Origin of the sequence: Corynebacterium sp. c25Ua_89, from assembly GCF_047459735.1 — a bacterium.
Classification (GTDB): domain Bacteria; phylum Actinomycetota; class Actinomycetes; order Mycobacteriales; family Mycobacteriaceae; genus Corynebacterium; species Corynebacterium simulans.
Window position 1 is genome coordinate 108,066 of sequence record NZ_JASBOD010000002.1, and the last position, 23,203, is coordinate 131,268.

General features: G+C 60.4%; 26 protein-coding genes. 12 read left to right on the plus strand and 14 right to left on the minus strand.

Going from position 1 to position 23,203, the window contains the following annotated elements:
• Positions 1 to 63: 63 nt before the first annotated feature.
• The 4 genes from QKB66_RS03315 to dut all read right to left on the minus strand — a co-directional run bounded on the left by QKB66_RS03315 (position 64) and on the right by dut (position 3,477).
• On the minus strand, positions 64 to 1,362 hold the full coding sequence (locus QKB66_RS03315) for a class I SAM-dependent RNA methyltransferase (protein WP_256374627.1): 1,299 nt from the start codon (positions 1,360 to 1,362) through the stop codon (positions 64 to 66).
• On the minus strand, positions 1,355 to 1,999 hold the full coding sequence (locus QKB66_RS03320; RefSeq protein WP_083281299.1) for a DUF3159 domain-containing protein: 645 nt from the start codon (positions 1,997 to 1,999) through the stop codon (positions 1,355 to 1,357). The genes QKB66_RS03315 and QKB66_RS03320 overlap by 8 nt, the downstream gene beginning before the upstream one ends.
• A gap of 88 nt (positions 2,000 to 2,087) precedes the next feature.
• Positions 2,088 to 2,966: a DUF3710 domain-containing protein gene (locus QKB66_RS03325; RefSeq protein WP_414252678.1), complete on the minus strand. Its 879-nt coding sequence runs from the start codon at positions 2,964 to 2,966 to the stop codon at positions 2,088 to 2,090.
• A gap of 37 nt (positions 2,967 to 3,003) precedes the next feature.
• Positions 3,004 to 3,477, minus strand: coding sequence for a dUTP diphosphatase (dut, locus tag QKB66_RS03330; protein WP_061922873.1), 474 nt, complete (start codon positions 3,475 to 3,477; stop codon positions 3,004 to 3,006).
• A 70-nt stretch (positions 3,478 to 3,547) separates the two neighbouring features.
• On the opposite strand from dut, the gene QKB66_RS03335 reads away from it, so the two are divergent.
• Positions 3,548 to 4,084, plus strand: a complete 537-nt coding sequence (locus QKB66_RS03335; RefSeq protein ID WP_083281296.1) for a DUF3093 domain-containing protein — start codon at positions 3,548 to 3,550, stop codon at positions 4,082 to 4,084.
• A gap of 130 nt (positions 4,085 to 4,214) precedes the next feature.
• On the opposite strand, the gene QKB66_RS03340 is transcribed toward QKB66_RS03335, so the two are convergent.
• Positions 4,215 to 4,505 (minus strand): DUF4193 domain-containing protein, encoded by a 291-nt coding sequence (locus QKB66_RS03340; protein ID WP_061922875.1) that lies wholly within the window; start codon positions 4,503 to 4,505, stop codon positions 4,215 to 4,217.
• Positions 4,506 to 4,613: 108 nt separating this feature from the next.
• Complete coding sequence (locus QKB66_RS03345) at positions 4,614 to 5,477, minus strand: inositol monophosphatase family protein (RefSeq protein WP_414252679.1); 864 nt, start codon at positions 5,475 to 5,477, stop codon at positions 4,614 to 4,616.
• Between the two features lie 35 nt (positions 5,478 to 5,512).
• Here QKB66_RS03345 and ppgK point away from each other — a divergent pair, with 35 nt between their 5' ends.
• Positions 5,513 to 6,313 (plus strand): polyphosphate--glucose phosphotransferase, encoded by an 801-nt coding sequence (gene ppgK, locus QKB66_RS03350; RefSeq protein ID WP_414252680.1) that lies wholly within the window; start codon positions 5,513 to 5,515, stop codon positions 6,311 to 6,313.
• Between the two features lie 197 nt (positions 6,314 to 6,510).
• Positions 6,511 to 7,959, plus strand: coding sequence for an RNA polymerase sigma factor (locus tag QKB66_RS03355; protein WP_070433196.1), 1,449 nt, complete (start codon positions 6,511 to 6,513; stop codon positions 7,957 to 7,959).
• A gap of 142 nt (positions 7,960 to 8,101) precedes the next feature.
• On the opposite strand, the gene QKB66_RS03360 is transcribed toward QKB66_RS03355, so the two are convergent.
• The 5 genes from QKB66_RS03360 to QKB66_RS03380 form a co-directional block, all read right to left on the minus strand.
• Complete coding sequence (locus tag QKB66_RS03360) at positions 8,102 to 8,845, minus strand: ABC transporter permease (RefSeq protein ID WP_248091872.1); 744 nt, start codon at positions 8,843 to 8,845, stop codon at positions 8,102 to 8,104.
• 4 nt (positions 8,846 to 8,849) lie between these two features.
• Positions 8,850 to 9,596: an ABC transporter permease gene (locus tag QKB66_RS03365; RefSeq protein ID WP_239299493.1), complete on the minus strand. Its 747-nt coding sequence runs from the start codon at positions 9,594 to 9,596 to the stop codon at positions 8,850 to 8,852.
• Positions 9,593 to 10,507: an ABC transporter ATP-binding protein gene (locus QKB66_RS03370; RefSeq protein ID WP_062040427.1), complete on the minus strand. Its 915-nt coding sequence runs from the start codon at positions 10,505 to 10,507 to the stop codon at positions 9,593 to 9,595. Before QKB66_RS03370 ends, QKB66_RS03365 begins: the two co-directional genes overlap by 4 nt.
• A 73-nt stretch (positions 10,508 to 10,580) precedes the next feature.
• The gene (locus tag QKB66_RS03375; protein ID WP_414252681.1) at positions 10,581 to 11,258 is read right to left on the minus strand and encodes a response regulator; all 678 of its coding nucleotides are present in this window, start codon (positions 11,256 to 11,258) and stop codon (positions 10,581 to 10,583) included.
• The gene (locus tag QKB66_RS03380) at positions 11,255 to 12,364 is read right to left on the minus strand and encodes a sensor histidine kinase (RefSeq protein WP_414252682.1); all 1,110 of its coding nucleotides are present in this window, start codon (positions 12,362 to 12,364) and stop codon (positions 11,255 to 11,257) included. The genes QKB66_RS03375 and QKB66_RS03380 overlap by 4 nt, the downstream gene beginning before the upstream one ends.
• A 245-nt stretch (positions 12,365 to 12,609) precedes the next feature.
• Here QKB66_RS03380 and QKB66_RS03385 point away from each other — a divergent pair, with 245 nt between their 5' ends.
• The 8 genes from QKB66_RS03385 (at position 12,610) to QKB66_RS03420 (ending at position 18,984) form a co-directional block, all read left to right on the plus strand.
• Positions 12,610 to 12,912, plus strand: a complete 303-nt coding sequence (locus QKB66_RS03385) for a glycerate kinase (RefSeq protein ID WP_235591050.1) — start codon at positions 12,610 to 12,612, stop codon at positions 12,910 to 12,912.
• A gap of 71 nt (positions 12,913 to 12,983) precedes the next feature.
• A complete protein-coding gene (locus QKB66_RS03390; RefSeq protein WP_414252683.1) occupies positions 12,984 to 14,006 on the plus strand; it encodes a LacI family DNA-binding transcriptional regulator in 1,023 nt (340 codons plus the stop codon).
• The gene (locus QKB66_RS03395; RefSeq protein ID WP_061922904.1) at positions 14,003 to 14,932 is read left to right on the plus strand and encodes a ribokinase; all 930 of its coding nucleotides are present in this window, start codon (positions 14,003 to 14,005) and stop codon (positions 14,930 to 14,932) included. The genes QKB66_RS03390 and QKB66_RS03395 overlap by 4 nt, the downstream gene beginning before the upstream one ends.
• Positions 14,933 to 14,957: 25 nt before the next feature.
• Positions 14,958 to 16,427: an MFS transporter gene (locus tag QKB66_RS03400; protein WP_414252684.1), complete on the plus strand. Its 1,470-nt coding sequence runs from the start codon at positions 14,958 to 14,960 to the stop codon at positions 16,425 to 16,427.
• Positions 16,428 to 16,457: 30 nt separating this feature from the next.
• On the plus strand, positions 16,458 to 17,396 hold the full coding sequence (locus QKB66_RS03405) for a nucleoside hydrolase (RefSeq protein ID WP_061922910.1): 939 nt from the start codon (positions 16,458 to 16,460) through the stop codon (positions 17,394 to 17,396).
• A 283-nt stretch (positions 17,397 to 17,679) separates the two neighbouring features.
• On the plus strand, positions 17,680 to 17,850 hold the full coding sequence (locus QKB66_RS03410; RefSeq protein WP_158510278.1) for a hypothetical protein: 171 nt from the start codon (positions 17,680 to 17,682) through the stop codon (positions 17,848 to 17,850).
• Between the two features lie 83 nt (positions 17,851 to 17,933).
• Positions 17,934 to 18,140, plus strand: coding sequence for a 5-oxoproline transporter, DUF979 family subunit (locus QKB66_RS03415; protein ID WP_070456512.1), 207 nt, complete (start codon positions 17,934 to 17,936; stop codon positions 18,138 to 18,140).
• A gap of 82 nt (positions 18,141 to 18,222) precedes the next feature.
• Positions 18,223 to 18,984, plus strand: a complete 762-nt coding sequence (locus QKB66_RS03420; RefSeq protein ID WP_414252685.1) for an SDR family oxidoreductase — start codon at positions 18,223 to 18,225, stop codon at positions 18,982 to 18,984.
• On the opposite strand, the gene dhaM is transcribed toward QKB66_RS03420, so the two are convergent.
• The 3 genes from dhaM to dhaK are packed head-to-tail and all read right to left on the minus strand — an operon-like array spanning position 18,981 to position 21,333.
• Positions 18,981 to 19,673 (minus strand): dihydroxyacetone kinase phosphoryl donor subunit DhaM, encoded by a 693-nt coding sequence (gene dhaM, locus QKB66_RS03425; protein ID WP_414252686.1) that lies wholly within the window; start codon positions 19,671 to 19,673, stop codon positions 18,981 to 18,983. The two genes, QKB66_RS03420 and dhaM, sit on opposite strands and share 4 nt — an antisense overlap.
• Before the next feature lie 3 nt (positions 19,674 to 19,676).
• The gene (dhaL, locus tag QKB66_RS03430) at positions 19,677 to 20,285 is read right to left on the minus strand and encodes a dihydroxyacetone kinase subunit DhaL (protein ID WP_414252856.1); all 609 of its coding nucleotides are present in this window, start codon (positions 20,283 to 20,285) and stop codon (positions 19,677 to 19,679) included.
• 46 nt (positions 20,286 to 20,331) lie between these two features.
• A complete protein-coding gene (dhaK, locus tag QKB66_RS03435; RefSeq protein WP_061922926.1) occupies positions 20,332 to 21,333 on the minus strand; it encodes a dihydroxyacetone kinase subunit DhaK in 1,002 nt (333 codons plus the stop codon).
• Positions 21,334 to 21,558: 225 nt separating this feature from the next.
• Here dhaK and QKB66_RS03440 point away from each other — a divergent pair, with 225 nt between their 5' ends.
• Complete coding sequence (locus tag QKB66_RS03440; RefSeq protein ID WP_062038726.1) at positions 21,559 to 23,130, plus strand: hypothetical protein; 1,572 nt, start codon at positions 21,559 to 21,561, stop codon at positions 23,128 to 23,130.
• Positions 23,131 to 23,203 lie beyond the last annotated feature (73 nt).

A 23,203-nucleotide genomic window follows, 5' to 3' on the forward strand; every position in this document is an offset into this window, starting at 1 on the left:
CTGCGCTAAGGGCGGCAATCCTCGAGTTAGCTTGGGTGGTTAGCCGCGGCGGCGGGGACAGGGCTATTTATGCGGCTGCAGCAACGCCATTGTCTCGAAATGATGCGTTCCTGGGAAGGCGTTGAGCATGGTCAAGCGTTTGAGTTCATAACCGGCCTGCTTCCACGCCTTGATGTCGCGAGCGAAGGTTGCTGGATCGCAGCCCACATGGACGACGCTGCGTGGTGCGGCGGTGGCTACGGAACGGACGACGTCGTCGCCAGCGCCGGTGCGCGGTGGGTCAAGGACCACGAAGCGCGGTGCGGGCAGCTGCGCCGCAGATGATTCCACCTTGGCGCTGCGGAACTCCACGTTGTAAGGCGCCAGGCAATCCTGCTTAGTGGCAGCTGCTGCCGGCGAGTAGTCCACGGAGTAAATTTGCGGGGAGGCAAAGTCTGCAGGTTTCTCGGCCGCTCCGCTGCTTACCAGGGCGTCGTGCAGCGCGGGCACGAAAAGGCCCACGCCTCCATAGAGGTCCCAGGCCACAGCGGATTCTCCAGAAGAATCAGCCGGTGCTGACGAAGCAGAGAGCCACTCGCGCACGAGCGCGGTATAGGCCTCCGGGGCGGCGCGGTGAGCCTGCCAAAATGCGGTAGCCGGGAAGGTAAAGGCGTGCTCGCCTACCTTTTCGACCACGGTGCCGGAGCCTTCAATGACTTCACGGACGGTTTCGACGCGGCGCCCGCGCGGGGCACGGCGGGATTCCACGACGTGGCGGTTTCCCTCGCTGTCCATCACGGCGATGACTTCAGCACCCGGGGTGAAACGGCGGGCGTCCTCCCCCACGATTCCGTCGACGAGGCCCGGCACCAGCTGGGTGCAGGCGACGTCGGTGACGAGCTCGGTAGAGCCACGCTTGCGCAGACCGGCACGGCCCTCCTGGTCCACGCCGAGGCGCACGCGCGTGCGCCAGCCACGCTGTGGGGCAAGCTCGCGGGTCTCAATGTTGAGGCGCTCGAGCTCATCTGCTTCCAGCTTGGCCACGCGGCGCAGCTGCTCAGTCAAGACGTCTGTCTTGATATCGGATTCCTTATTCGGATCCAGCTCGTGGAAGTCGCAGCAGCCAGTGCCCTGTGCAGCCGCCGGGCAGGCGGACTCCACGCGCAAGGAGCCAGCGGTATTCACGGCCACGAGGTCAGCCTCAATGAAGGACTTCTTGACCTTACGGGCGATAACGCTCACGGCGTCGCCGGGGAATGCGCCGTGGACGAAGACGATGCGGCCATCGGCAGCATGCGCGATGCCCACGCCGCCGTGTGCCATGCGCTCAACGGTGACGTCGAAAGTCTCGCCCTTAGTAATCGATACCTCCGGGCTAGTCACGAATAGCCTCCTCAGCGGACGCGGCCGGAGAGGATGCAGCGGATGCTTCTGCTTCCTCTGCTGGCATGGCTTCCTCGACAGCGGCGTTGGCACGGCGGACCATCCAGATGGTCAGCAGGGTGACCACGCCTGTCAGAGGCCAGCCCATCAGGATGCGCACGACGCCGAGCGCGGTGGTGTTGTCGGCGTTGTAAATGGCGTTTTGCACGATGAAACGCGCCAGGAAGATCACTGCCCAGCCGGCAGTTGCGATGGCGTAGGCGCGGCGGGCTGGCGCCACGGTGCGCCAACGCATGTCCTCGCCGTTGATGCCTTTCCAGATGACGCCGACCAGCGGCCAGCGCACCACGATCGAGATGGCAGCCACGATGAAAAACAGCAGCGACATCCAGATGCCGTAAAGGAAGTAGCCCTTTGCATCGCCCGTGAACCACGCGATGGCGGCGCAAATACCGACACCCACCAGGCCGGAGATAGCAGGCTGCAGGGTTTCCTTGCGGGCAATGCGCCAGACGGCGATAAGGAGGGCAACACCAAGCGCGGCCAACAAGGCAGGGCCCAAGCCCCACACGTTGTTGACCGGAATGAGAACCACCACGGGCAGCGTCGCAGATACCAGGCCGGAAAGCCCGCCCATCTGCTCCAGAAGGGTGGGCTCTTGCTCCGTGGTTACGGTTGCGTCGTTGGACGCGGATGCGCCGTTAGAACTATCGGGTTTCGTCACGTTAGCTTTCTTCTTTGTTCAATTCATCCAGCTGTGCCTTGGCCTCTGCCTCCGCTTCAGCTGCTGCAGAATCAGTGCGCTGGGCGTCAGCGCCATCGGCGCTGTTGCCCTCGGCACGCTGCTTAATTGCCTGCTGCACCTGCTCGGCCAGCTGCTGCGGCAGGGTCACCGGCAGTGAGTTGCCGGCCAGGATCGGATCCTCGCCGCGATAGATAAAGGTACGGGCGAAAACCTCACGGCCAAGCTCTGCGAGTTGTTCCTGCTTGCCCGCCGGTGCGGCAAGGGTCAGGCGGTACATCCAGCGCGGGCCGTCGACGCCGATGATGCGGATTTCACCGTTCGGGTTGGTGCCGACGATCTCGGTGCCCCATGGGCCATCCTCGCCGTGGGCTTCAAAGCCGTCACGGATAAGACCATTAATGATGTCGGTCGCGGACTCAGCCCACTGGCCCGGCTTGCGCGGCGCGGCGAAGGCAACCGGCGTCATGCGGCCGTGCTGGCTAACGATGTGGAGCATCTTCGGGCCCTGCTCGCCCATCTCCACCTGCACCTGGGTGCCCTTTGGCAGCGGGATGCGCATGGAGCCCAAATCCAAAAGGCCTACCGAGAAGTCCTCGAAGTCGAAGTCCTGGATATTTACTTGGTCACCATCGAATGGACCCATCTCGCCACCCACGGCGTCGTGCTCGACACTGTAGGCTTTGAAGCCCTCTGGGCCGGACGGGGCGTCGCTTAGCGCAGCTGAAGCGTCACTTTGCGCAGCATCATCTGCCGCCGAAGTTCCATCGGCCGCGCTGCGTTCCTCGGCCTCATTACGGGTTTCAAGGTCCTGGGCTTCATCGCTTTGGGAGTCAGATTTCTTCTTAGAAAAAGGCCACATAGGCATAATTGTTCTCCAAACTTTTCTCGCGCGCTACCTAAACACCGGTAGAGCCATAGCCACCGGTGCCGCGCACGGTCTCGTCGAGTTCTTCAACTTCCTCGAAATCGACCAGCTCCACGCGTTGGATGAGCAGCTGCGCGATGCGCATGCCGCGCTCCACGTGGAAAGTCTCGTGCAGGTCGTGGTTAATCAAGCAGACCTTAATCTCGCCGCGGTAGTCGGCGTCGATGGTGCCCGGCGTGTTGACCACCGAAACACCGTGCTTGGCGCCCAGGCCGGAGCGCGGGTGGACAAGGCCAACGGTGCCCAGCGGTAGTGCGACCGCGATGCCGGTTCCCACGAGGACGCGCTCGCCCGGGGCGATGTCGACCGATTCTGCCGCGCAGAGGTCAGCGCCAGCATCGCCACGGTGTGCGCGTTGCGGCAGCGGCAGCTCCTTATCCAGACGGCGTACCTTGACAGGGCCGAATGGGCTTGCAGGATCGATTAATGGGTTCGTCTCATTCACCCGCACTAGCCTACCGTGGTGCCACAACGGCTTCGCTAAAGCAGGGCCTAAGTGACTACACTTACTTCCCGTGTCTAAGAATTCTGCTTCCGCTTCCCAAACCGCAGCCGGCGCAACAGGCAGCCCCGCGCCGGAGGTCCTCTACAGCGAGCGCCAATGGGTGCCGTGGTATTTCTGGTTCATGGCGGCCTTCGTCGTGGCGATTACCACCGCAACGGTTAGCCTGAACCGCACTATTTGGTGGGTCATCATCCCGGCCGTGGTTTTAAGCGCCATCGCAATTTGGGTCATGGTTTCTTGGTCCGGCACCGTCCTGCGCGTGGAAAAGGATGCTGATGGCACCCGCTGGCTCATGGTCAAAGACGCGCAGCTTCCCCACGATGTGGTGCAGCGCTCCATGGTGGTGCCAAAGTCGGCGCGCCGCAACGCCCTTGGACCACAGTTCGACCCAGCCGCCTTCCTGGTCACGCATGGCTGGATCGATGAGCATGTGATGCTGGTTCTGGATGATCCAGATGATCCAACTCCGTACTGGCTCATTGCCGCCAAGAAACCACAGCAAGTGCTAGATGCCTTCTTGGGTCCGGCAGGTCGCCAGAACACCTAAAAGCCGCAAGCTCCCTCAAAGCAGCAAGACATAAAAATTCCCCTCTGCGCCGCTTACCCAAGTTATTGCTCCGAAAGGAGCTATTGCTCCAAAGGGTAAGTCGCCCGCAGAGGGGAATTTGATTTCTCGCCTATGCGCAGTCGAGGCAGATCGGCTGACCGTCTTCCTCGTGGGACAAGCGCTTGTTGGATTGCACCAAGAAGCAGGAAGAGCAGGTGAACTCGTCTTCCTGACGCGGGATGACGGTGACGTTGAGTTCCTCACCGGTGAGATCCACTGTCGGTGGCTGGAAAGCCTCGACGATTTCTCCATCGTCGTCCATGCCGTTGTTGTCGGTTTCGGCAGCCTTCAGACCTTCGAGAGAGTCGGCTTCCAGCTCGTCTTCTACACGGCGACGCGGTGCGTCATAATCGGTGGCCATAGTGTACGCCCCTATTAGTCATGTGGTTGGGATAGGTATTTATCGTGCGCATCCTAAAACACATTTGCTGCGATGTCATACTCGCCCCGCCGCAGGCGCGTCAGATTCCTACCCCCGCAGTGACTCTAGGGCACTATTTTCTTCGAGAAGCTGGGAAAATGCCGAGGCCAGGCTACCCCCGCAGGCCCAGGTTAATTCGCCATCTTTTGCGCCTTTATTCAATCCTGGGCGATTAACCACGGCTCCTGCCTCAGCTGCGATGATGGCACCGGCGGCGCAGTCCCAGGCGTTAATTCCGTGCTCATAGTAGGCGTCGACGCTTCCCTCCGCCACGCGGCACAGGTCGAGCGCGGCCGCGCCCATGCGACGAATATCACGTACCTGCGGAAGCAGTCGGCAAAGCAATTCCGCCTGCGCTTGGCGACGCCCCGCTGCGTACCCAAAGCCCGTTGCCACCAGGGCTAGCGCAGGATCGGTTTCGGTGCGGCAATGAAGCTTTCGTACAGTGCCATCGGACGTTTCTAGCGTGGCGCCGTGGCCCAGGGCCGCCGAGTAGAGGTCGCCGCGGACCACGTTGATGACGGCGCCGGCGACGATCTCGCCATCCACGGCGGCGCCGATGGACACCGCGTACTCGGCAATGCCGTAGAGGAAGTTCACAGTGCCATCGATGGAATCGACAATCCAGGTAATGCCGGTGCTACTTAAAACGTCTGTGCCTTCCTCGCCCAAGATGCCGTCGCCAGGACGCGCGGAGACGATCTGCTCAGTGATGAAATGCTCCGTTGCTTGGTCTACCTCGGTGACAGGATCCACCGCACTCGACTTCGTCTGCGTGTGCGCAGCGAGACCGTCGGCGTCGATAAGCGCCGCTCTTTGCGTGCGAATACGTGCGGCGGCGGCACGGGCAGTAGCCGCGGCGAAATCGCGCAGCTCTTCGACGTTAATTACATCCCTATCAAAGCTAGCCATGCCAACAATTATGCATTTGCCTAGACTTGATGCCTATGACTGGCACTACAGCTGAAACCAGCACCGCAAACCACGCCGCCCCAGCCCAGGCGGAGCACTCTTTTGGCATCGACATCGGAGGTTCCGGCATCAAGGGCGCGGAAGTAGACCTAGCAAACGGCGAGTTCGTGGGCGAGCGTCTAAAGATTGCTACCCCGGAAAAGTCCACCCCGGAGGCCGTGGCGAAGATCGTCGCGCAGATCGTGGCGGAGAAGAACTGGGAGAGCCCAGTGGGCATCACTCTGCCTTCCGTGGTCAAGGACCAGAAGGTGCTCAGTGCCGCCAACATCGACAAGTCCTGGATTGGCGTGGATGCGCAGGAGCTTTTCGCCCAGTACCTGGATCAGCCTTTCGTGGTGCTTAACGACGCCGACGCTGCCGGCCTCGCCGAGGTTGCCTACGGCGACGAGGTGGCGCGCACGGGCTCGGTCATCTTCCTGACCCTCGGCACTGGTATCGGCTCCGCGTTCCTGCTGGACGGCCAACTTTTCCCTAATACGGAGTTGGGCCACATGATGGTCGGCGATGCCGAGGCTGAGCACCAGGCATCCTCTGCTGTAAAAGAGCGCGAGGATCTCAAGTACAAGGAATGGGTCAAGCGCCTTGACCGAGTATTGGAAGAATATGAAAAGCTTTTCAACCCCCACGCCTTCATCATTGGCGGCGGCATTTCCCGGAAGTGGGAAAAGTGGGGCGATAAGCTCACTACTTCTACTCCCGTTGCCCCAGCGCAGTTGCGCAATCGTGCCGGCATCGTGGGTGCGGCTATGGCAGCCCAGCAGGGCCTTAAGCCGTAACAGTAATCACATAGCTAATCGACCCCAGTTCACCGCCTTAGAGCCAAGATCATCTATACTGGGCCGTCGATCCTTAATCTAAACAGCACGCGGCGTGCCTAACCCGCCCTAATCAGGCGAGCTCATAGCATGGCCCCAAAGGTTGGATCTTGTCTAACCTTGCTGTTTTCAATCACAAGCAAGTCGAAAGGGCGTACGTGGCAGCCACTGATTCTTCAGACCAGGTTCTCGGCGAGGGCGCTGATGCCGCCGAGGCATCTGCCCCTGTCAAGAAGACCGCCAAAAAGACGGCCAAGAAAACCGCAAAGAAGACCGCGAAGAAGACCGCCAAAAAGACCGCGAAGAAGACGGCCAAAAAGACTGCTAAGAAGACGGCCAAGAAGACGACTCGCAAAACTGCGAAGAAATCTGCCAAGAAGACCGTCCGCAAGTCTGCGCAGAAGGCCGCGACCGCTCCTGAAGAAAAGCAGGAGAACCTCGAGACCGCTTCTGACGAGCTCGAGGACGAGCTGGTAGATGACGCCGACCAGGATGACGCGGACTTCGATCCGGATAGCGCGGACATGGACGATGACGAGTTCGGCGATGCTGAGGACGAGCTCGATGCGGATGAGGACGAAGAAGACGACGATGAGGACTCGTCCTCCGTCTGGGACGAGGAAGAGTCTGCTGCCCTGCGCCAGGCGCGCAAGGATGCACAGCTGACCGCTTCTGCTGACTCCGTCCGCGCTTATCTCAAGCAGATCGGTAAGGTCGCCCTCCTTAACGCTGAGCAGGAGGTCTCCCTGGCAAAGCGCATTGAGGCTGGCCTCTACGCGCAGTACCGCATGGATGAGATGGAAAAGGCTCGCGCTGAGGGCGATAAGGCCGCCAAGCTCTCTCCTATGGAAAAGCGCGACCTGCGTTCCATCGCCCGTGATGGCCGCAAGGCAAAGAACCACCTGCTGGAGGCGAACCTCCGTCTGGTGGTCTCGCTGGCAAAACGCTACACCGGCCGCGGCATGGCTTTCTTGGATCTCATTCAGGAAGGCAACCTAGGCCTTATCCGTGCGGTTGAGAAGTTCGACTACACCAAGGGCTACAAGTTCTCCACCTACGCCACGTGGTGGATCCGCCAGGCCATTACCCGCGCCATGGCAGACCAGGCCCGCACCATTCGTATCCCGGTCCACATGGTTGAGGTCATCAACAAGCTGGGCCGCATCCAGCGTGAGCTGCTGCAGGATCTGGGCCGCGAGCCCACCCCGCAGGAGCTGGCGAAGGAAATGGACATCACCGAGGAAAAGGTGCTGGAGATCCAGCAGTATGCTCGTGAGCCTATTTCCCTGGACCAGACCATTGGTGATGAGGGCGATTCCCAGCTGGGTGACTTCATTGAGGATTCCGAGGCAGTCATCGCTGTCGACGCCGTATCCTTTACCCTCCTGCAGGATCAGCTCCAAGACGTGCTCACCACCCTGTCTGAGCGCGAAGCCGGCGTCGTTCGCCTGCGCTTCGGCCTGACCGACGGCATGCCGCGCACTTTAGACGAAATCGGTCAAGTCTACGGCGTCACCCGCGAGCGCATCCGCCAGATCGAGTCCAAGACCATGTCCAAGCTGCGCCACCCATCGCGCTCTCAGGTTCTGCGCGACTACCTCGACTAAGAGGCCACGCTAGCCAAGGGCAAGCGAAAAGACGCACACGCTTGCCGACGCCGCCCTCGCCTCCCCCCGTTAGCACTAAGCTGCGGAGGGACGCGAGGGCATTTTTCATCTGTGGCACAAGCAAGAGTCCCAAGGATGAGGCCTAAGCCTCAACGTCATGGGTTCGCAGCCAGGCAACAGATGCAATCCAAGCTGCGATGACGAAACAGATAGAAACAGCCATCCTGAACGCGATACCGCACACATCAGGAGTGTCATCTGCGCCGAAGGCGGTACTGCCGAGCGAAATCGTCGACGTAACCATAGCCGGTGGCAGCAGCATCGGGATGAGCCGAATACCGCTGTAGAGAATTCCAACTGAGGCAATCGCGCCCACAAGTGAAATCGCCACGGGCGTGGCAAAGCTGCGAAAGATCATCGAGAAGAAGGATTGCCAGGCCCCGACTGCGAACGCCGGGATGATTGCTAGGAACAGCGCGCTCAAGTTGAGAGGCGAAATCTCTCCCTGTATACCTAAGCCGCGTCCAATGCCTAATGCCAGCGCAATGAACACCGCCTGCATTAGCGCGATGAGGACCATGATGGAGAAAAACTTAGCCGCGACTACTTCTCCCGCCGAGCGCGGTGAGGTCAAAATAGTGTTCCAATTGTGGTTGCGGTGTTCTAGACGCCAGGCAGCTGCAGCGATGATGGCCACTCCCACAGTCATAAAGATAAGGCCGTAGAACAGCGTTGCTTGGGAAAGATAGCTTGCCCATCCGGCATTAAGTACCGCCAAGTTGGCGTGATAATTCGCGGCACCAATGCCGACTGCTATAGACGGCACGAGGAAGATGACAGCCCATATGTAGGAGCGTCGAAATTTCAGCAGGTCGATAGCAAACATGAACTTATTCCTCCTGGGAATCAAGCGTGCGACAAAGCACGGTGAAGATGACGGTTACAACGGCGATGAACAGTGCCCATGGAATCCACAGTGGTTCGATGCTCACTAGGCCTTCGGGGCGGAAGGTAAATGGGGATAAGACTGCGTAGTAACCGAAGGGATTAATGAGCGTGACCGCGGTTGGGGAAAGCATTCCTGCCACACCGAGGAAGCCGCCTACTACCCCAGTGCTGAGCACCACGAGCTGGGATTCCACGCGTGCTGCCTGCCACAAGAAAATCGCCATCAGTGCGCACGAGGTCCCATATAGACCAGCTGCTGTGAGAACCCATGTGCCGGGTGAATCAATCGACTGTGCGCCAAAAAGGAATGGAGTGGTCAAGACCGCGAGCAACTCAACTACCTTTACTGCGGCTAGGACAAGGGCTAAAGCTGCGAACTTCGCGCGGAGCAGACCACCGCGGCGGTACCCGGCGATGGAATTAAGCCGCCAGCCGCCGTGGAGATGCTCTACATCGGCTGCGCGGCTGGATAACAATGCCACCTGCACCGGAGTGAGGAAGGCCGTCACCATGATGTAGCCAAGGAGATGTCCGCCCCATTGACTATGTGGATCTTGCTGAAATTGTTCGGCGGTGTGCTCACCCACCAGATTCATACTGGAAAAGGCAACGATGGCGAGCGTGACAGCAAGGGCAAGCGGCAGCATCCGGGTATGCCGCATCTTGGCATATTCATTCTGCAGCATCATTGCAAGCCACCTCGTCCCGTAATCGAAATGAAGATCTCTTCGAGACTGCGGTGCGTTCTTAGCACTTGGTAGATGGGCACGCCATGGTTGACGAGCTGCGCGCATGCCCCCGCGACGTCGCGCTCGCTTAAGTTCGGAACCCGAATACCACCTTCTACAAAGCGCACTGAGATACCCGCGAGTGCTTGCGCCGCTTCCTTGGGGTTCGGGGTTTCGATGAAGACTTCAGGCGGTTGGGAATGGAAAAGCTCCTGCTTTGTACCTTGGAAGAGCAACTGCCCGCGATTAATAATGGTCAGCTCACTAGCCATCTTTTCGATTTCCGAGAGAAGGTGGCTCGAAACCAATACCGTTCGCCCCTCATCGGCAGCGAGGCTGACGATGAGATTGCGAATCTCTTCAATACCGGCAGGGTCAAGGCCGTTCGTTGGTTCATCAAGGATCAGAAGCTGCGGGTTACGAATCATAGCCATTGCGATACCGAGGCGCTGCTTCATGCCTAAGGAATAGTTCGCTACTTGCTTGTCCAGCTGCTTTTCCAGCCGCACGAGGTGCACTGCACGATCGACGTCTTCTGCCTCAGCGCGTAGAAGCCGCGCAGCGATGCGCAGGTTTTCTCGCCCGGTGAGGTGCAAATAGGCCGAAGGCTGCTCGATGAGCGAGCCGGTGCGGGCCAAGGCCCGGCTGCGCGTCTTGGGCCCGAAAGGCTCGCCGAACAAGCTGATGCTTCCCTCGGTCGGCTTTGCAAGGCCCAAAAGCATTTTCATGGTCGTGGACTTGCCTGAACCATTCGGCCCCAACAATCCGTGAACGACACCGTGGCCGATTGCCATATCAAGGCCGTCGACGGCCTTGAATCCCTTATATTCCTTGGTCAAACCCTGAGTTTCGACAACATATTCTGTGCTCATAACTCAATCGTTGCCCGGCGCGCCTACGCCGCACATCGCCGCGAGGCACGATTTTGCAAGTCATACCGGGGTATTAGGAGCTAAGCAGGTCAGCACGGGAGACAACTCCTGTGCGATAGGCAAAAAGGGCTGCGTGTACACGGTCCCTAGAACTCGTCTTGGCGAGCACTCGTCCAACGTGCGTCTTGACGGTCGGCATAGAGATGAACATCCGCTCACATATCTCTGTGTTTGACCATCCCATCCCGATTGCTTCAAGGATTTCTTGCTCACGGGCAGTCAGCGATTCAAGTACCCGACGGTCTGCGCCGCTAATACTCAGCGTGTCCGTGGAATCATCCCTCATACTGTGGACAAGGCGCTTAGTGGCGCGGGGTGAGATTACCGCGTCTCCGCGATAGACAGTGCGCAGCGCGCTTAGTAGCTCCTCTGGCTCTGCGTCCTTGAGCACGAAGCCACTCGCTCCTGCTCGCAGCCCGGCTACTACATAGTCTTCGTCATCGAATGTTGTCAGAATGATGACCTTCGTTTCCGGAAGAGTGGATGCGATCTCAGCAGTGGCGCTAATTCCATCGCGGACAGGCATCTGTACATCCATGAGCACCACATCAGCAGGCGTGGCCGCGCATTGGGTCAGCGCATCTTCGCCATCGTTTGCTTGCCAGATAACATCCATGTCTGGCTGCGAGCCAATGATCTGGGCAATCCCGTGCAGGAAGAGAATCTGGTCATCTACCAATCCGACTTTCATTGCTTACTTCCTCCTACGGTGGGCAACTCTGTTTCTACTATCCATGTGCCAGCGTCACTGCGCTGTTGGAAGGTGCCTCCAACCAATTCCGCTCGTTCCTTCATGCCAGCAATGCCATGTCCCTCGCCTCGGGCATCACCCATATATCCATTGCGCACCTCAAGGTGGACGATACCTTCAAGCCATTCGACTAGTACGTCTGCTTGCCCGCCACCATGTTTGTTCGCATTGGTCAAAGCCTCTTGGACAATTCGGTACAGACTTAGCGACGTCGCGGCGGAAAGCTCTTCAGGTGGCGTTCCTGTGCAGCGATATCCCACAGCAATGCCAGCGCTTCTAACGCTGTTAATGAGTTCTGAAAGATCACCGAATCCCGCCATCGGTTGAGTGCCGCGCTTTTCCCCTGTGCGCAGCAAGCCCACGACTCCCCGCATCTCCCGCAAAGAGGTCCTTCCCACGCGGGAAATAGACTTCAAAGCTTCTTCTTGCGCTTCCGTGTCTTTGGTGTAGAGCGCCCCATCGGCCTGGGCAACTATGACCGATAGCGAGTGCGTGACGACGTCATGGATCTCACGTGCGATGAACGCCCGTTGTTCCGTCGAGCTTTTCTCGAATTCCAGGCGTTGTTTCTCTAGAGCACGCGAAATCTCCCGTGTGCGTTCTTCCTCTGCTCTCCTACGCAGTTCACCCACAAGCATGCATACCGCAAGGACCAGTAGGCTCCAGCCCACGACGAAAAGGCGCCGCGCAATATCCTGTGCTGCTTCCTGTACCGTTTGGCTCACCCAAAATACGCCCATAAAGTCCGCAGCAAGCATCCCAATAGTCATTATTCGACGTAGGGGCTCTTCCAGCCTGCGGCGAATAATGTAGGCGACCTGCCCCGCAAGGATTATGATGCCTACGGTGAGTTCCACTTGGAACAGGCTGGCGAAGAGCACCACTGATGCAACGAAGACCACTAGGCGCGGCCACCGCCTGCCAATAATTGGCACTATCACGACCAAGGCGATAATCAGGTAGTCAAAGAGCGGCCGGGACATCAGGTCCCTACCGATGAGAGACGCCGCTCCACACAAAAGCGACACCGCAAGGTCACGAATCATTCGCCTATCAGAAAAGACTTCCACGCCTCTACGCTATCCGGTTAGACGAGTTAAGTAGTCATGCCTGAGTACGATTTCGTCAGCCATTTCTTTCCCAGGCCGGGTCTAAATAGACCTCCTTCCCCACAATTTCAGGCAGCCGAAGATTGGAAATCTGCGCCCCAAACTAATGTCTTGGGATACCGTGACGAGAGCAACATTGCAGAACAGCCTGATTCGAAATCCTCGCCGCCCGCCCCGCCGCGGTGACACACACCATAGAAGTCACCGGACCCGTCGGACAACAGGTCACCGCCCAGTGGGTCGAGTTCCCCGCGCGACGCCTCGCCGTCATCGAGATGGCCTCCTGCGCAGGCCTCTCCCTCGTGCCGCAGGACCTGCGCGACCCCGGCGCGACCACCATCCTCCTAGCCGCGCACATTCGCTTGCGCGGCTTCCGCGTTCCTATCCCTCAATGCCTGCGACCCCGTCGCTCCCCGCGGCGGGGTCGGAGCTGTTTCCACCCCCGCCAGAGTGCCCCCTTGCTGGAACCGGTGGTGAGGAAATAGGGTGGATTTAACAAATTGCAAACGTTTACATCAATCGTTTGCACACCACAGGGCGAAGCGGGGTGACCATCATGGCAGCAGAACACAGCCGTCCCACCCTCAAGGACGTGGCCCAGCGCGCCGGTGTCTCCATCGCCACCGCCTCCCGCGCCATGGCGGACAACCCCGCGGTGGCCACCACCACCCGCACGCGCATCCAGGCCCTAGCCGCGGAGATGGGATATCTCCCCAACGCCCAGGCCCGGGCCCTGCAGAGCTCACGCAGCAACACCATCGGGATAGTGGTGCCCAGCCTGATCAACCCCTATTTCGCCACCATGGTCTCCGCCGTGCAGAACGCAGCCGAGGGTGCCGGTCTGGCCACCATCATCACCAACACCGATGAGCGCCCGGAGACCATGGCCGCCTCCCTGGCCTTCCTTGCCAGCCACGGGGTGGACGGCATCATCTGCGTGCCCGATGAAGCCTGCGCGGACCAACTGAACAACCTGCACGCCCAGGGCATGCCCTTGGTCCTCATCGACCGAGAACTCACCGGATCCCCCATCCCCACCGTCATCTCCGATCCGCAACCCGGCATGGACGCCGCGGTATCGCTGCTGGTGGAGCACCATGCCCTGCCGATCGGTTACCTCTCCGGGCCGCTGAGCACCTCCTCGGGACGTGCCCGCCTGGAAGCCTTCCAGCAGGCCTGCCGGAACAACGAACGGGAACCGCAGCTGGTCTTCCGTGGTGGGTTCGAACAGGAGCAGGGCTATCAGGGTGCCACCCACCTACTCAACCACGGGGCCCGTGCACTGGTCGCCGGGGACACCATGATGACCATCGGGGTGCTCCAGGCCTGCCACCGGGCGGGCCTGAGTATCGGCGAGGACATCAGCGTGATCGGTTTCGACAACCAACCCATCTTCGCCCTGCAACCACGGCCCCTGACGGTCATCGACCAGCAGGTGGACGTCATGGCCCGGCAGGCCTTCACCGTCCTGCACGGGCTGCTGACAGGCTCCAAAACTACCGAATCCACCCAGACGCACCTTGTCACACCCACTATCCTGATCCAGGGTGATTCCCTCATGAAAGGCCCACAACCATGACTGACATACCCGGTTCACCCGGTTCCATTGTTGTTGTCGGATCCATCAACGCGGATCTGACCACCACGGTCCACCGCCACCCCCACCCCGGTGAGACCCTCCTCGGCGGCGGTGGTGAGATCAGTGCCGGCGGCAAGGGCGCCAATCAGGCCGTGGCCGCCGCCCAGCTCGGTGCGGAGGTCCACATGGTCGGTGCGGTGGGTTCCGATACCATGGCCGACTCCGCCCTGGTGCACATGCGTGCCTCCGGCGCTGACATGTCCGCAGTCCACACCGTCGACGGCCCCACCGGTCTGGCCGTGATCACGGTGGCCGATGACGGTGAGAACACCATCATCGTCGTGCCCGGCGCGAATGCCAGCATGGACGCCGACTATGTGGACCGGCATGCCCGGCTCATTGAACAGGCCGGCATCGTCCTGCTGCAGGGTGAGATCCCCGCCGATGGTTTCAACCGCGCGGTGGACCTGGCGCAGGGTCGGGTGGTGATCAACCTCGCGCCTGTGGTCCCGGTCGGTCATGAGCAGCTGCGTCAGGCGGATCCCCTCCTGGTCAATGAGCACGAGGGTGCCCTCGTGTTGGAAATGCTCGGTGCACCCACCCCCGAAACCGATCCGTCCACCCTGGTGGCAGCCCTGCTGGGTCAGGGTTTCCCCACCGTGGTCATGACCCTCGGTGCCGATGGCGCCCTGGTCGGTGACGCCGAGGGCCTCACCGCGATCCCGACCCCCACCGTTGAGGCGGTGGACACCACCGGCAGTGGCGATGCGTTCGCGGGTGCGCTCGTCGCAAAGCTCGCCGACGGCCACTCCCTGGTGGAGGCCGCACGCTTCGCCGCCCGCGTCGGTGCGTTCGCCGCCACCCGCCGCGGCGCGCAGGCCTCCTACCCCACGCTTGTCGACGACCTACCCACAGTCACCGCTTAACTCCCCCACCGAAACGAGAGTAACCATGTCAACCACCATCGAACCGAAGAAAGCCCCGGCCGCTGCGATCATCCCGCTGATGATCGCCCTGCTGGTGGCGGTGTTCGCTTTCCAGCTCAATGCCTCCATGCTCGCTCCGGCCCTGGCCACCATGGAGGTCGAACTGAATGCGACCCCCGCCCAGATCGGTATGACCCAAACCGCGTTCTTCACCGCGGCCGCCCTGTTCTCCCTCTTCCTGCCGCGCTGGGGTGACCTCATCGGCCGCCGCAAGGTGCTGATCGGCATGATGATCGTCACCGGCACCGGCTGTTTCGTCGCGGCACTCGCCCCCAACGTCACCGTGTTGTTCCTGGGACGTCTGATCCAGGGTGTGGCCGGCCCCACCGTGCCACTGTGTCTAATCATCCTGCGCCAGCATGTGCCCAATGAGAAGCAGTACGCACTACTGCTGGGTGTAATCACCTCCATCAACGGTGGTATCGGTGGCGTCGACGCGATCGCCGGTGGCTGGCTGGCGGAACACTTCGGCTTCCGGTCCATCTTCTGGGTCATGGCCGTGTTCTGCGTGGCGGCCGCCCTGGCCCTGTCCTTCAGTGTGAAGGATTCCACCGCCGAGACCACCCCGAAGATGGACTGGCTCGGTGTGCTGCCGCTCGCCGTGTCCATCGGTGCCCTGCTGACCGCCTTCAACGAGGCCGGCAAGCTTGCCGACGCCAACTGGTTCCTCGTCATCGCCCTGTTCGCCATCGGCATCATCGGCATCGTCGCCTTCTACATCATTGAAAAGCGTGTGAAGAACCCCCTGGTCAGCATCGAGTACCTCGGCCAGCGCCGCACCTGGGCGCTGCTGCTGACCACCCTGTTGACCATGACCGGTGTGTTCGCCATCATGAACGGTCTGCTGCCCAACCTCGCGCAGGACGCCACCCATGGTGCGGGCATGTCCGCCGGTGTGGTCTCCTGGTGGACCCTGACCCCGTATGCCCTGGCCGGCCTGGTCTTCGGGCCCGTCGCCGGTATTCTCGCCGGCAAATTCGGCTACAAGATCGTCCTGCAGATCGGTATCGCCGCCACCATCATCGGTGTCGCCGGTGCCACCTTCCTCGTGGGCAGCACCTCCAACCTGGCGTACCTGGGGATCTCCACCTTCGTGGGTATCACCTACGCCGGTATCGCCAACATCATGCTCAACGGACTCGGTGTGGTACTCTCCCCCGCTGACAACCAGGGGTACCTGCCGGGTATGAACGCCGGCGCCTTCAACCTCGGTGCGGGTATCTCCTTTGCCATCCTCTTCGCAGTGGCCACCAGCTTCGGGGACAGCAACGGTGGGTACGCCGCCGGTATGTGGGCCGGTGTGATCATCCTGGCGCTGGCGTTCCTGTGCTCCCTGCTCATCCCACGCCCGGAATCCATCACCGATACCGTGGCGGCCAGAAACCTGGCTGCCAATGCCACCGACACCACCGATACCGCCCCCGTGGGCAACTAACCCCGCACTTTGAGAATTAGGAGTTTCACCATGACCACCAAGATCATCCTTGACTGCGATCCCGGACACGATGACGCCGTCGCCATGCTGCTCGCCCACGGCAACCCGGACATCGAGCTGCTCGGCATCACCACCGTCGGCGGCAACCAGACCCTGGCCAAGGTCACCCACAACGCCCGTGTCGTGGCCACCATCGCCGGCATGGACACCCCGATCTACCCGGGCGTGACCCGCCCGCTGGTCCGCCCCATCGAGGTCGCCGAGGACATCCACGGCGACACCGGCATGGAGATCAACAACTATGACCTCCCCGAGCCGACCGTGGGCGTTGAGGACACCCACGCGGTGGACTTCATCATCGACACGGTGATGAACAACGAACCGGGCACCGTCGCCCTGGTTCCCACCGGCCCGCTGACCAACATCGCGCTGGCGGTGCGCAAGGAACCCCGCATCGCCGAACGCGTCAAGGAGGTCGTCCTTATGGGTGGCGGCTACCACGTCGGCAACTGGACCGCCGTCGCGGAATTCAACATCAAGATCGACCCGGAGGCCGCCCACATCGTCTTCAACGAGTCCTGGCCCCTGACCATGGTCGGTCTGGATCTCACCCACCAGGCGCTGGCCACCCCGGAGGTGGAGGAAAAACTCGCCGCACTGGGCACCGCGACGGGCGACTTCGTCGTCGCACTTTTCGACGCCTTCCGCAAGAACTACCAGGACGCCCAGGGATTCGACAACCCACCCGTCCACGACCCCTGCGCCGTGGCCTACCTCATCGACCCCACCGTGTTCACCACCCGCAAGGCACCACTGGATGTGGAACTGTCCGGCGCGCTGACCACCGGCATGACCGTCGCCGATTTCCGCGCCCCCGCCCCGGAGGACTGCACCACCCAGGTGGCGGTGGAACTGGACTTCGATAAGTTCTGGACCATGGTCGTCGATGCGGTGAAGCGCATCGGTTAGGAACTCAACGCACTAGGGGGACGTGAATGTCCCATTACGTTGTTAGCAGTTCCACCCAGGGCACCGAAGATTCAAAGCCCGTCCATCCGAATGGGCGGGCTATGTTTATGTCCGTTCCCGCCGTCTGAAAGGAAAGTGGAACTAGTCGCTGGCTTCGGTATGGCTTATTCCTGTCCCTGTCTCTGAAAATGATCCGGGGGTGATGCCGCCGAAGACAATGACATACTCAAACAGCTCAATAGGAACCTGGCCCGGCCCGGGTGGCATGAGGTTTCACAGTAATGTGGATGCCAGCGCAAGTATGTCCGACCACCCCAGCGATGAAGCTCATCTATTCAACTCCCTACTCATCGCTAGGAAGCACAGACTCATGGCCTATGACTTCGTCATTGGCATGGACGTCAGCGAATTCCTGGCCAGCGACGCCGACGCCTCAACGTCCTGTTCGCAATGATGCGCAGCGGAGAGCTCTACAGAGACATCCCCACAGCCCGGGAGGCCGCAGCGGCCTAGCCCCTACAAGCCCCGAAGCCGATTGTGCAGGAAGCCCTGCTCTGGAGCGTCATCGCGTACTGCTCGAGCAACGCGCTGTTCACCGTGGTCATGGGCAACGCCTTCGCCGCGTTCCCCATCATGACCGCTGCCATCGGCTGGCCAGTTCTCGTTGAGAACTTCGACGGAAACCCCACCGCCATCATCATGCTGGTGGCCATCACAATCATGATGCGCGTATTCGCCTTCTAGCGAGCCAAAGCCACAAAAGAAAACAAAGACATCGGCCTATAAAACTCTTTCCTGTGACCTAGGAAACAGTTAGCATTGCAGGATGAAGTCGATTTTTATCTCCGGCGGCTGCGGCGGCTTCGGTCTCGCCGTAGCCCGTATTTTCAGCAATGAAGGCTACATCGTCGGATTGGGCGATCTCCGCCCAGCAGCTGACGATTCCATCCTCAGCGACGGCATCACCTTCTACGAGCTCGATGTCACCAAACCAGAGTCCTGGGACGCTGCCCTATCCGAGTTCACCAAACTCACCGGCGGCAGGCTCGACATCCTCGACAACAACGCCGGCATCATCGACTCCGCCACCATCGCGGAAAGCGACCCCGCGCGCATCCGCGCCGTCATCGACGTCAACGCACTAGGCGTCACCCTCGGCGCACGCGCTGCTTACCCCTATCTGAAGAAGACTCCCGGCTCGCAGCTAATCAACATCGCCTCCATCGCCGGCTGCTACGGCATCCCCGACGTCGGCGTCTACGCCGCCACCAAGGCCTACGTCCAGTCCATGACTGAAACCCTCGACCTCGAGTGGCGCCACGACAAGATCCGCGTCCTCGACATCAATCCGCTGTGGGCAAAGACGCCCATCTCCGACGTCAAGTCCAAAACCGTCGCACGCCTCGGCGTAAACCTCACGCCAGACGACGTCGCGCAAGCCATCTGGCGCGCCGCCAACCCCAAGAACCGCTGGGACAAAGGCCGCCTCCACTGGGGCGTCGGCGCCCAAGACAAAGCAGCCCGCGTAGCCCGCAACATGGTGCCCGACCGCGTAGCCAAGCTCATCTACCAGGTGCTGTCGACCTAGCCGTCGAGTCCTTCCGCGATGGCATCAGCGATTTTGTCGACAATCGGCTTATCCACTGAATCGCCAATGATCGTCACGGTGTCGCCTTGCGCGGCGCCCAAGGACATCAGCATCATGGCGGAATCGGCATCAGCCTTCTCACCGTCAAAAGCGATGAGGAGGTCTTCTTCTGCTTCGGCAGCCATCTCAGCAATCTTGGCAGCCGGTCGCGCGTGCAAACCAGAAGCATCTGCTACTGTCGCACTGCGCTCATAAGAATCGGCTGCAGCGTCACCAGAGTTTTCTTTCGCTTGCTTTGGCACGAACACCTCGATGGCGCGAGCCGCAGCAGTAGCAACTTCGTCAAGGTCGTCACCTTGCTGCGCAGCAGTAGCCGCAGCAATAGCGGCCTCCACGAGCGGTGCGTCCACGAACTTCACCGGCTCATCGTCAAGGAACTCCAGCACCGACTCAACGGTCATTGTTGCCGAGCCCAAGTCGGTGAGAACGACAACTGCGAGGCCTTCCCCGAGCAGGTCATTAATAGCCGACTCGATGAGGTCATACGAGGTTCCGATTTCACCGGACTCCAGACCACCCGCGGCTGCGATACGCACGTCAGCGGCCATCTGCCCAGCCAGATCAGCAAGGCCTTCGGCCAGCTTGGCTGAGTGCGAAACTAGGACTAGGCCCACTTTCGGTTCTGCCATGCCCTAACCCTCCTTTACAGCAGAAGCAGCGTCAGCAGCTGCAGCAATAAACAGCGCGGTCGAAGCAGCACCTGGATCCTTATGGCCAACAGAGCGCTCACCCAAGTAGGAAGCACGGCCCTTGGTGGCAACGAGTGGAATGGTTGCCTCGGCGCCTTCGGCTGCGGCATCGGCTGCCGCGCGCAGAACGTCGGCAACTCCCGCCCCGGCATCAGCCTGCTCGCGGGCAGCACGCGCCGCCGGCGCCCACGCATCAACCATGGTCTTCTCCCCTTCGGCGGCCTTACCACGGGTGGTGATGCCCTCGAGTGCCGCCTCAATGAACGCGGCCGCGCCAGCGCCATCAAGCGCTTCACCGCCGACTGACTTAGCAGCGCGCAGGAATGCAGTTCCCAAAAGCGGACCAGATGCGCCGCCGACGGTGGACATCAAGGTCTTGGCCGTCAGCTTCAGCACATCCACGATGCTTTCCGAGGCATCTGCTTCGAGCTTTTCCACGACCGCACGGAAACCACGGTCCACGTTTTCACCATGGTCACTATCGCCGATGACGCGGTCGAGCTCAATAAGCTCCTCCCGGTGCTCGTGGGCTTGTTCGGCACAACCTTTCATCCAAGCCAGGGCCCATTCGGTGTTCAAAGTTTCAACAGAAGTCACTTTATTCTCCTTGGCGTAGTGCGGCGGTATGGCATGGTGCGTCGAACAGCTCGATGTCTTCATCGTCGGCGCGCATGACCGTGACAGAGCAGCCCGCCATGTCGAGGCTGGTGACGAAGTTACCTACGAGGGAGCGTTCAATGGTCACGCCCGCTTCTTCTAGGCGCTGAGCTACTCGGCGGTAGACCACGTAGAGCTCCGATGCCGGGGTGGCACCCATGCCATTGACGACGACGATGGTTCGCTCGCCTTCTGCCAACTTCAGGTCGGCAAGAATCGGCTCCATGAGATGATCAGTGACATCGTCCGCGGAGACCAACGGGATCTCCTTGCGGCCCGGCTCGCCGTGGATACCGACGCCGAGCTCCACCTCATCATCTGCGAGGTCAAAGGAAGGCTTGCCCACGTGCGGCACGGTGCAAGCGCTCAGTGCTGCGCCCATGGTCGCGGTGTTCTCCACGACCTTCTTCGCCACTGCCGTGACAGCAGCTAGATCATCACCGCGCTCAGCGGCTGCACCTGCCAGCTTCTCCACGAGCAGCGTGCCCGCCACACCGCGACGGCCTGCAGTGTAGGTGGAATCCTCCACCGCCACGTCATCATCCACGATTACCTGGCTGACCTCAATGTCATCGAACTCCGCCAACTCAGCCGCGGTATCGAAATTGAGGACATCGCCGGTGTAGTTCTTCACGATGTAAAGCACACCCGCACCCGCATGGACCTCGTCGGTCGCCGCCTGGATCGCATCCGGCGTCGGCGACGTAAACATCGCGCCTGGCACCGCGGCATCCAACATGCCGTGGCCCACGAAGCCTGCGTGGAGCGGCTCATGTCCCGAGCCACCACCAGAGACAATCGCAACCTTGCCCTGTTCCTTCTTCTGCGCACGCGCCACAAACAGCGGCTCAGTAAAGCGCTTGACGATGTCGCCGTGTGCCAGCGCGAAGCCCTCCACAGACTCCGCCACTACGTTCTCCGGTGAGTTGATGAGCTTTTTCATCACGTATCTCCTTGGGATGTCGAATTAACCCAATTTCACTGGTTATAACAGTGCCGAGCCTACACGCGGATCCGCATAGATGAACGCAAACTTAAGAAAATGGAGACGCCGAAAATACCCGTCTACAAATCAAAAAATATTCCCAGCTCACTACGTCGAATTTCGACATAACACTCGAGAGTACACAGCCCCGCTGCCGCGGATGCATGGATAGACTCTGGTGTCATGAATGCCTTCACGCCCGCCCTTGCGGCCTTCCTGGACAGTTCAAGCCCCATCGATCTGCTTCAGTGGGTCTCTGCGATCCTGTCCCTGGATGACGATTTCTCGCAAAAGCCTGCCGAGTTCTTTGAAGCCATGTGGGATAACCCCGCCCCAGAGACGACCGCGGTACTCTGGGCCGCCGCCCTGCTGGATGAAGATAAAGAGCGCGTAAAGCTCCATCGCGCTGAGCTCGCCCGGCGCGATGACTTACCGCAGGAACCGACCTGGCTTGCTCACCTTGAGCAAGCCAGCGTAGTCAACGTCATCGAGGCTACGCAGTACTACGGGGATGTCCATTACTACACTCTCGAGCTATCCGTCCCGCACTCTGCGCCCCTGACGGTGAATGTCTCCATTGACCTAGCAGGCGGCAATGGCTCGATTTATGACTGTTTCCTCACCGAGGCCAATGCACAGCAGGTTATGGAGATCATGTCCAAGGATGAGTCCATGGAGAGCTTCGGCCCTACGAGCCAGGAGGGCCTGGCCGATTTCCTCAGCAACGCCATCTGGCTAGATGAGATCACAGTCGACGACGGCCCTGGTGAAAGCTGGCCTACCACCCGTCCGCTGCTGCGCTGGGTGCTCTCGCTACTAGATAATGTCCCTGCTACTGTCTCCAGTCCCGGTATCATCGGCCGCCGTATTCGTCTTGAAGAAGGCGATAATTCCGAAACTGAAGAAACATTGGCCGCCTTCCTGGATGCCGTTCCGCTTAAGAAGGAGGAGGCCGATGCTACCGAGACGCTACTCAGCATCACAGCCAATTACACCATGGCCGACCTCTACCACTGGTCCCCACTACGTGTGGAAATAGCTCTGACCCTCGTAGCCCGCAAAGTCATAGCCCGTGACTCGTTCCTCCGGTGCTTCCCACGCGTCCTCACCAAGTTCGTCACCTGGACCGGCGAAGTCGCAGGACGCCCCGCCCACATCCAAAGGCAGCTCGACTCAGCACTAAAGGAAGAAGGAAAGCGCTTCCGCAGGGAACTCCAAGCACAATCCGACTTCGGTTCCTATGGCTACGGCCCAGATGCCATCGGCCTCGGCCCTGGCATGCCCGACCCCGAGACCTCCCGCTTCGACGCACAGCTCGACGATTCCCCTCTCCCCTCCGAGGACACCAAACTCAGCGCCCTAGCCCCAGACGTTATCGCTGGTGTAAAGCAATGGGACGCACTTATCACCGAGTGGTTTAACGATCACCCAGAGATCGATCCGGAACTGCTAACATCCACTCGCCGGCTCCTGAGCGCCCTAGCCCACGACAAGCCGAAGCAATTTAGCTCGACCAACGCCACAGTGGAGCGCAGCGTCGCCGCACTTCTAATCGCGGTCTCCGAGATCAACGCCGTGCCATTCGTAGTCGCCCAGATCCAACGTGACTTCGATTTACGCACCAGCCCCCGCTCGCGTGCCGATACCCTCCACAACTATCTTTACGATGCCGCCATCCACTCCGGCCGCCCCTTGAGCGGCTACCTCATCTCTCAAACACGACAGAGCATGATGAGGAATGCAGGGCTCTACTAATGGCTCAAGTCATCCACCCCGGCTGCACAACATCGCCACCATTTGGAAGTGGAGAACTCATGTGTAGTCCATA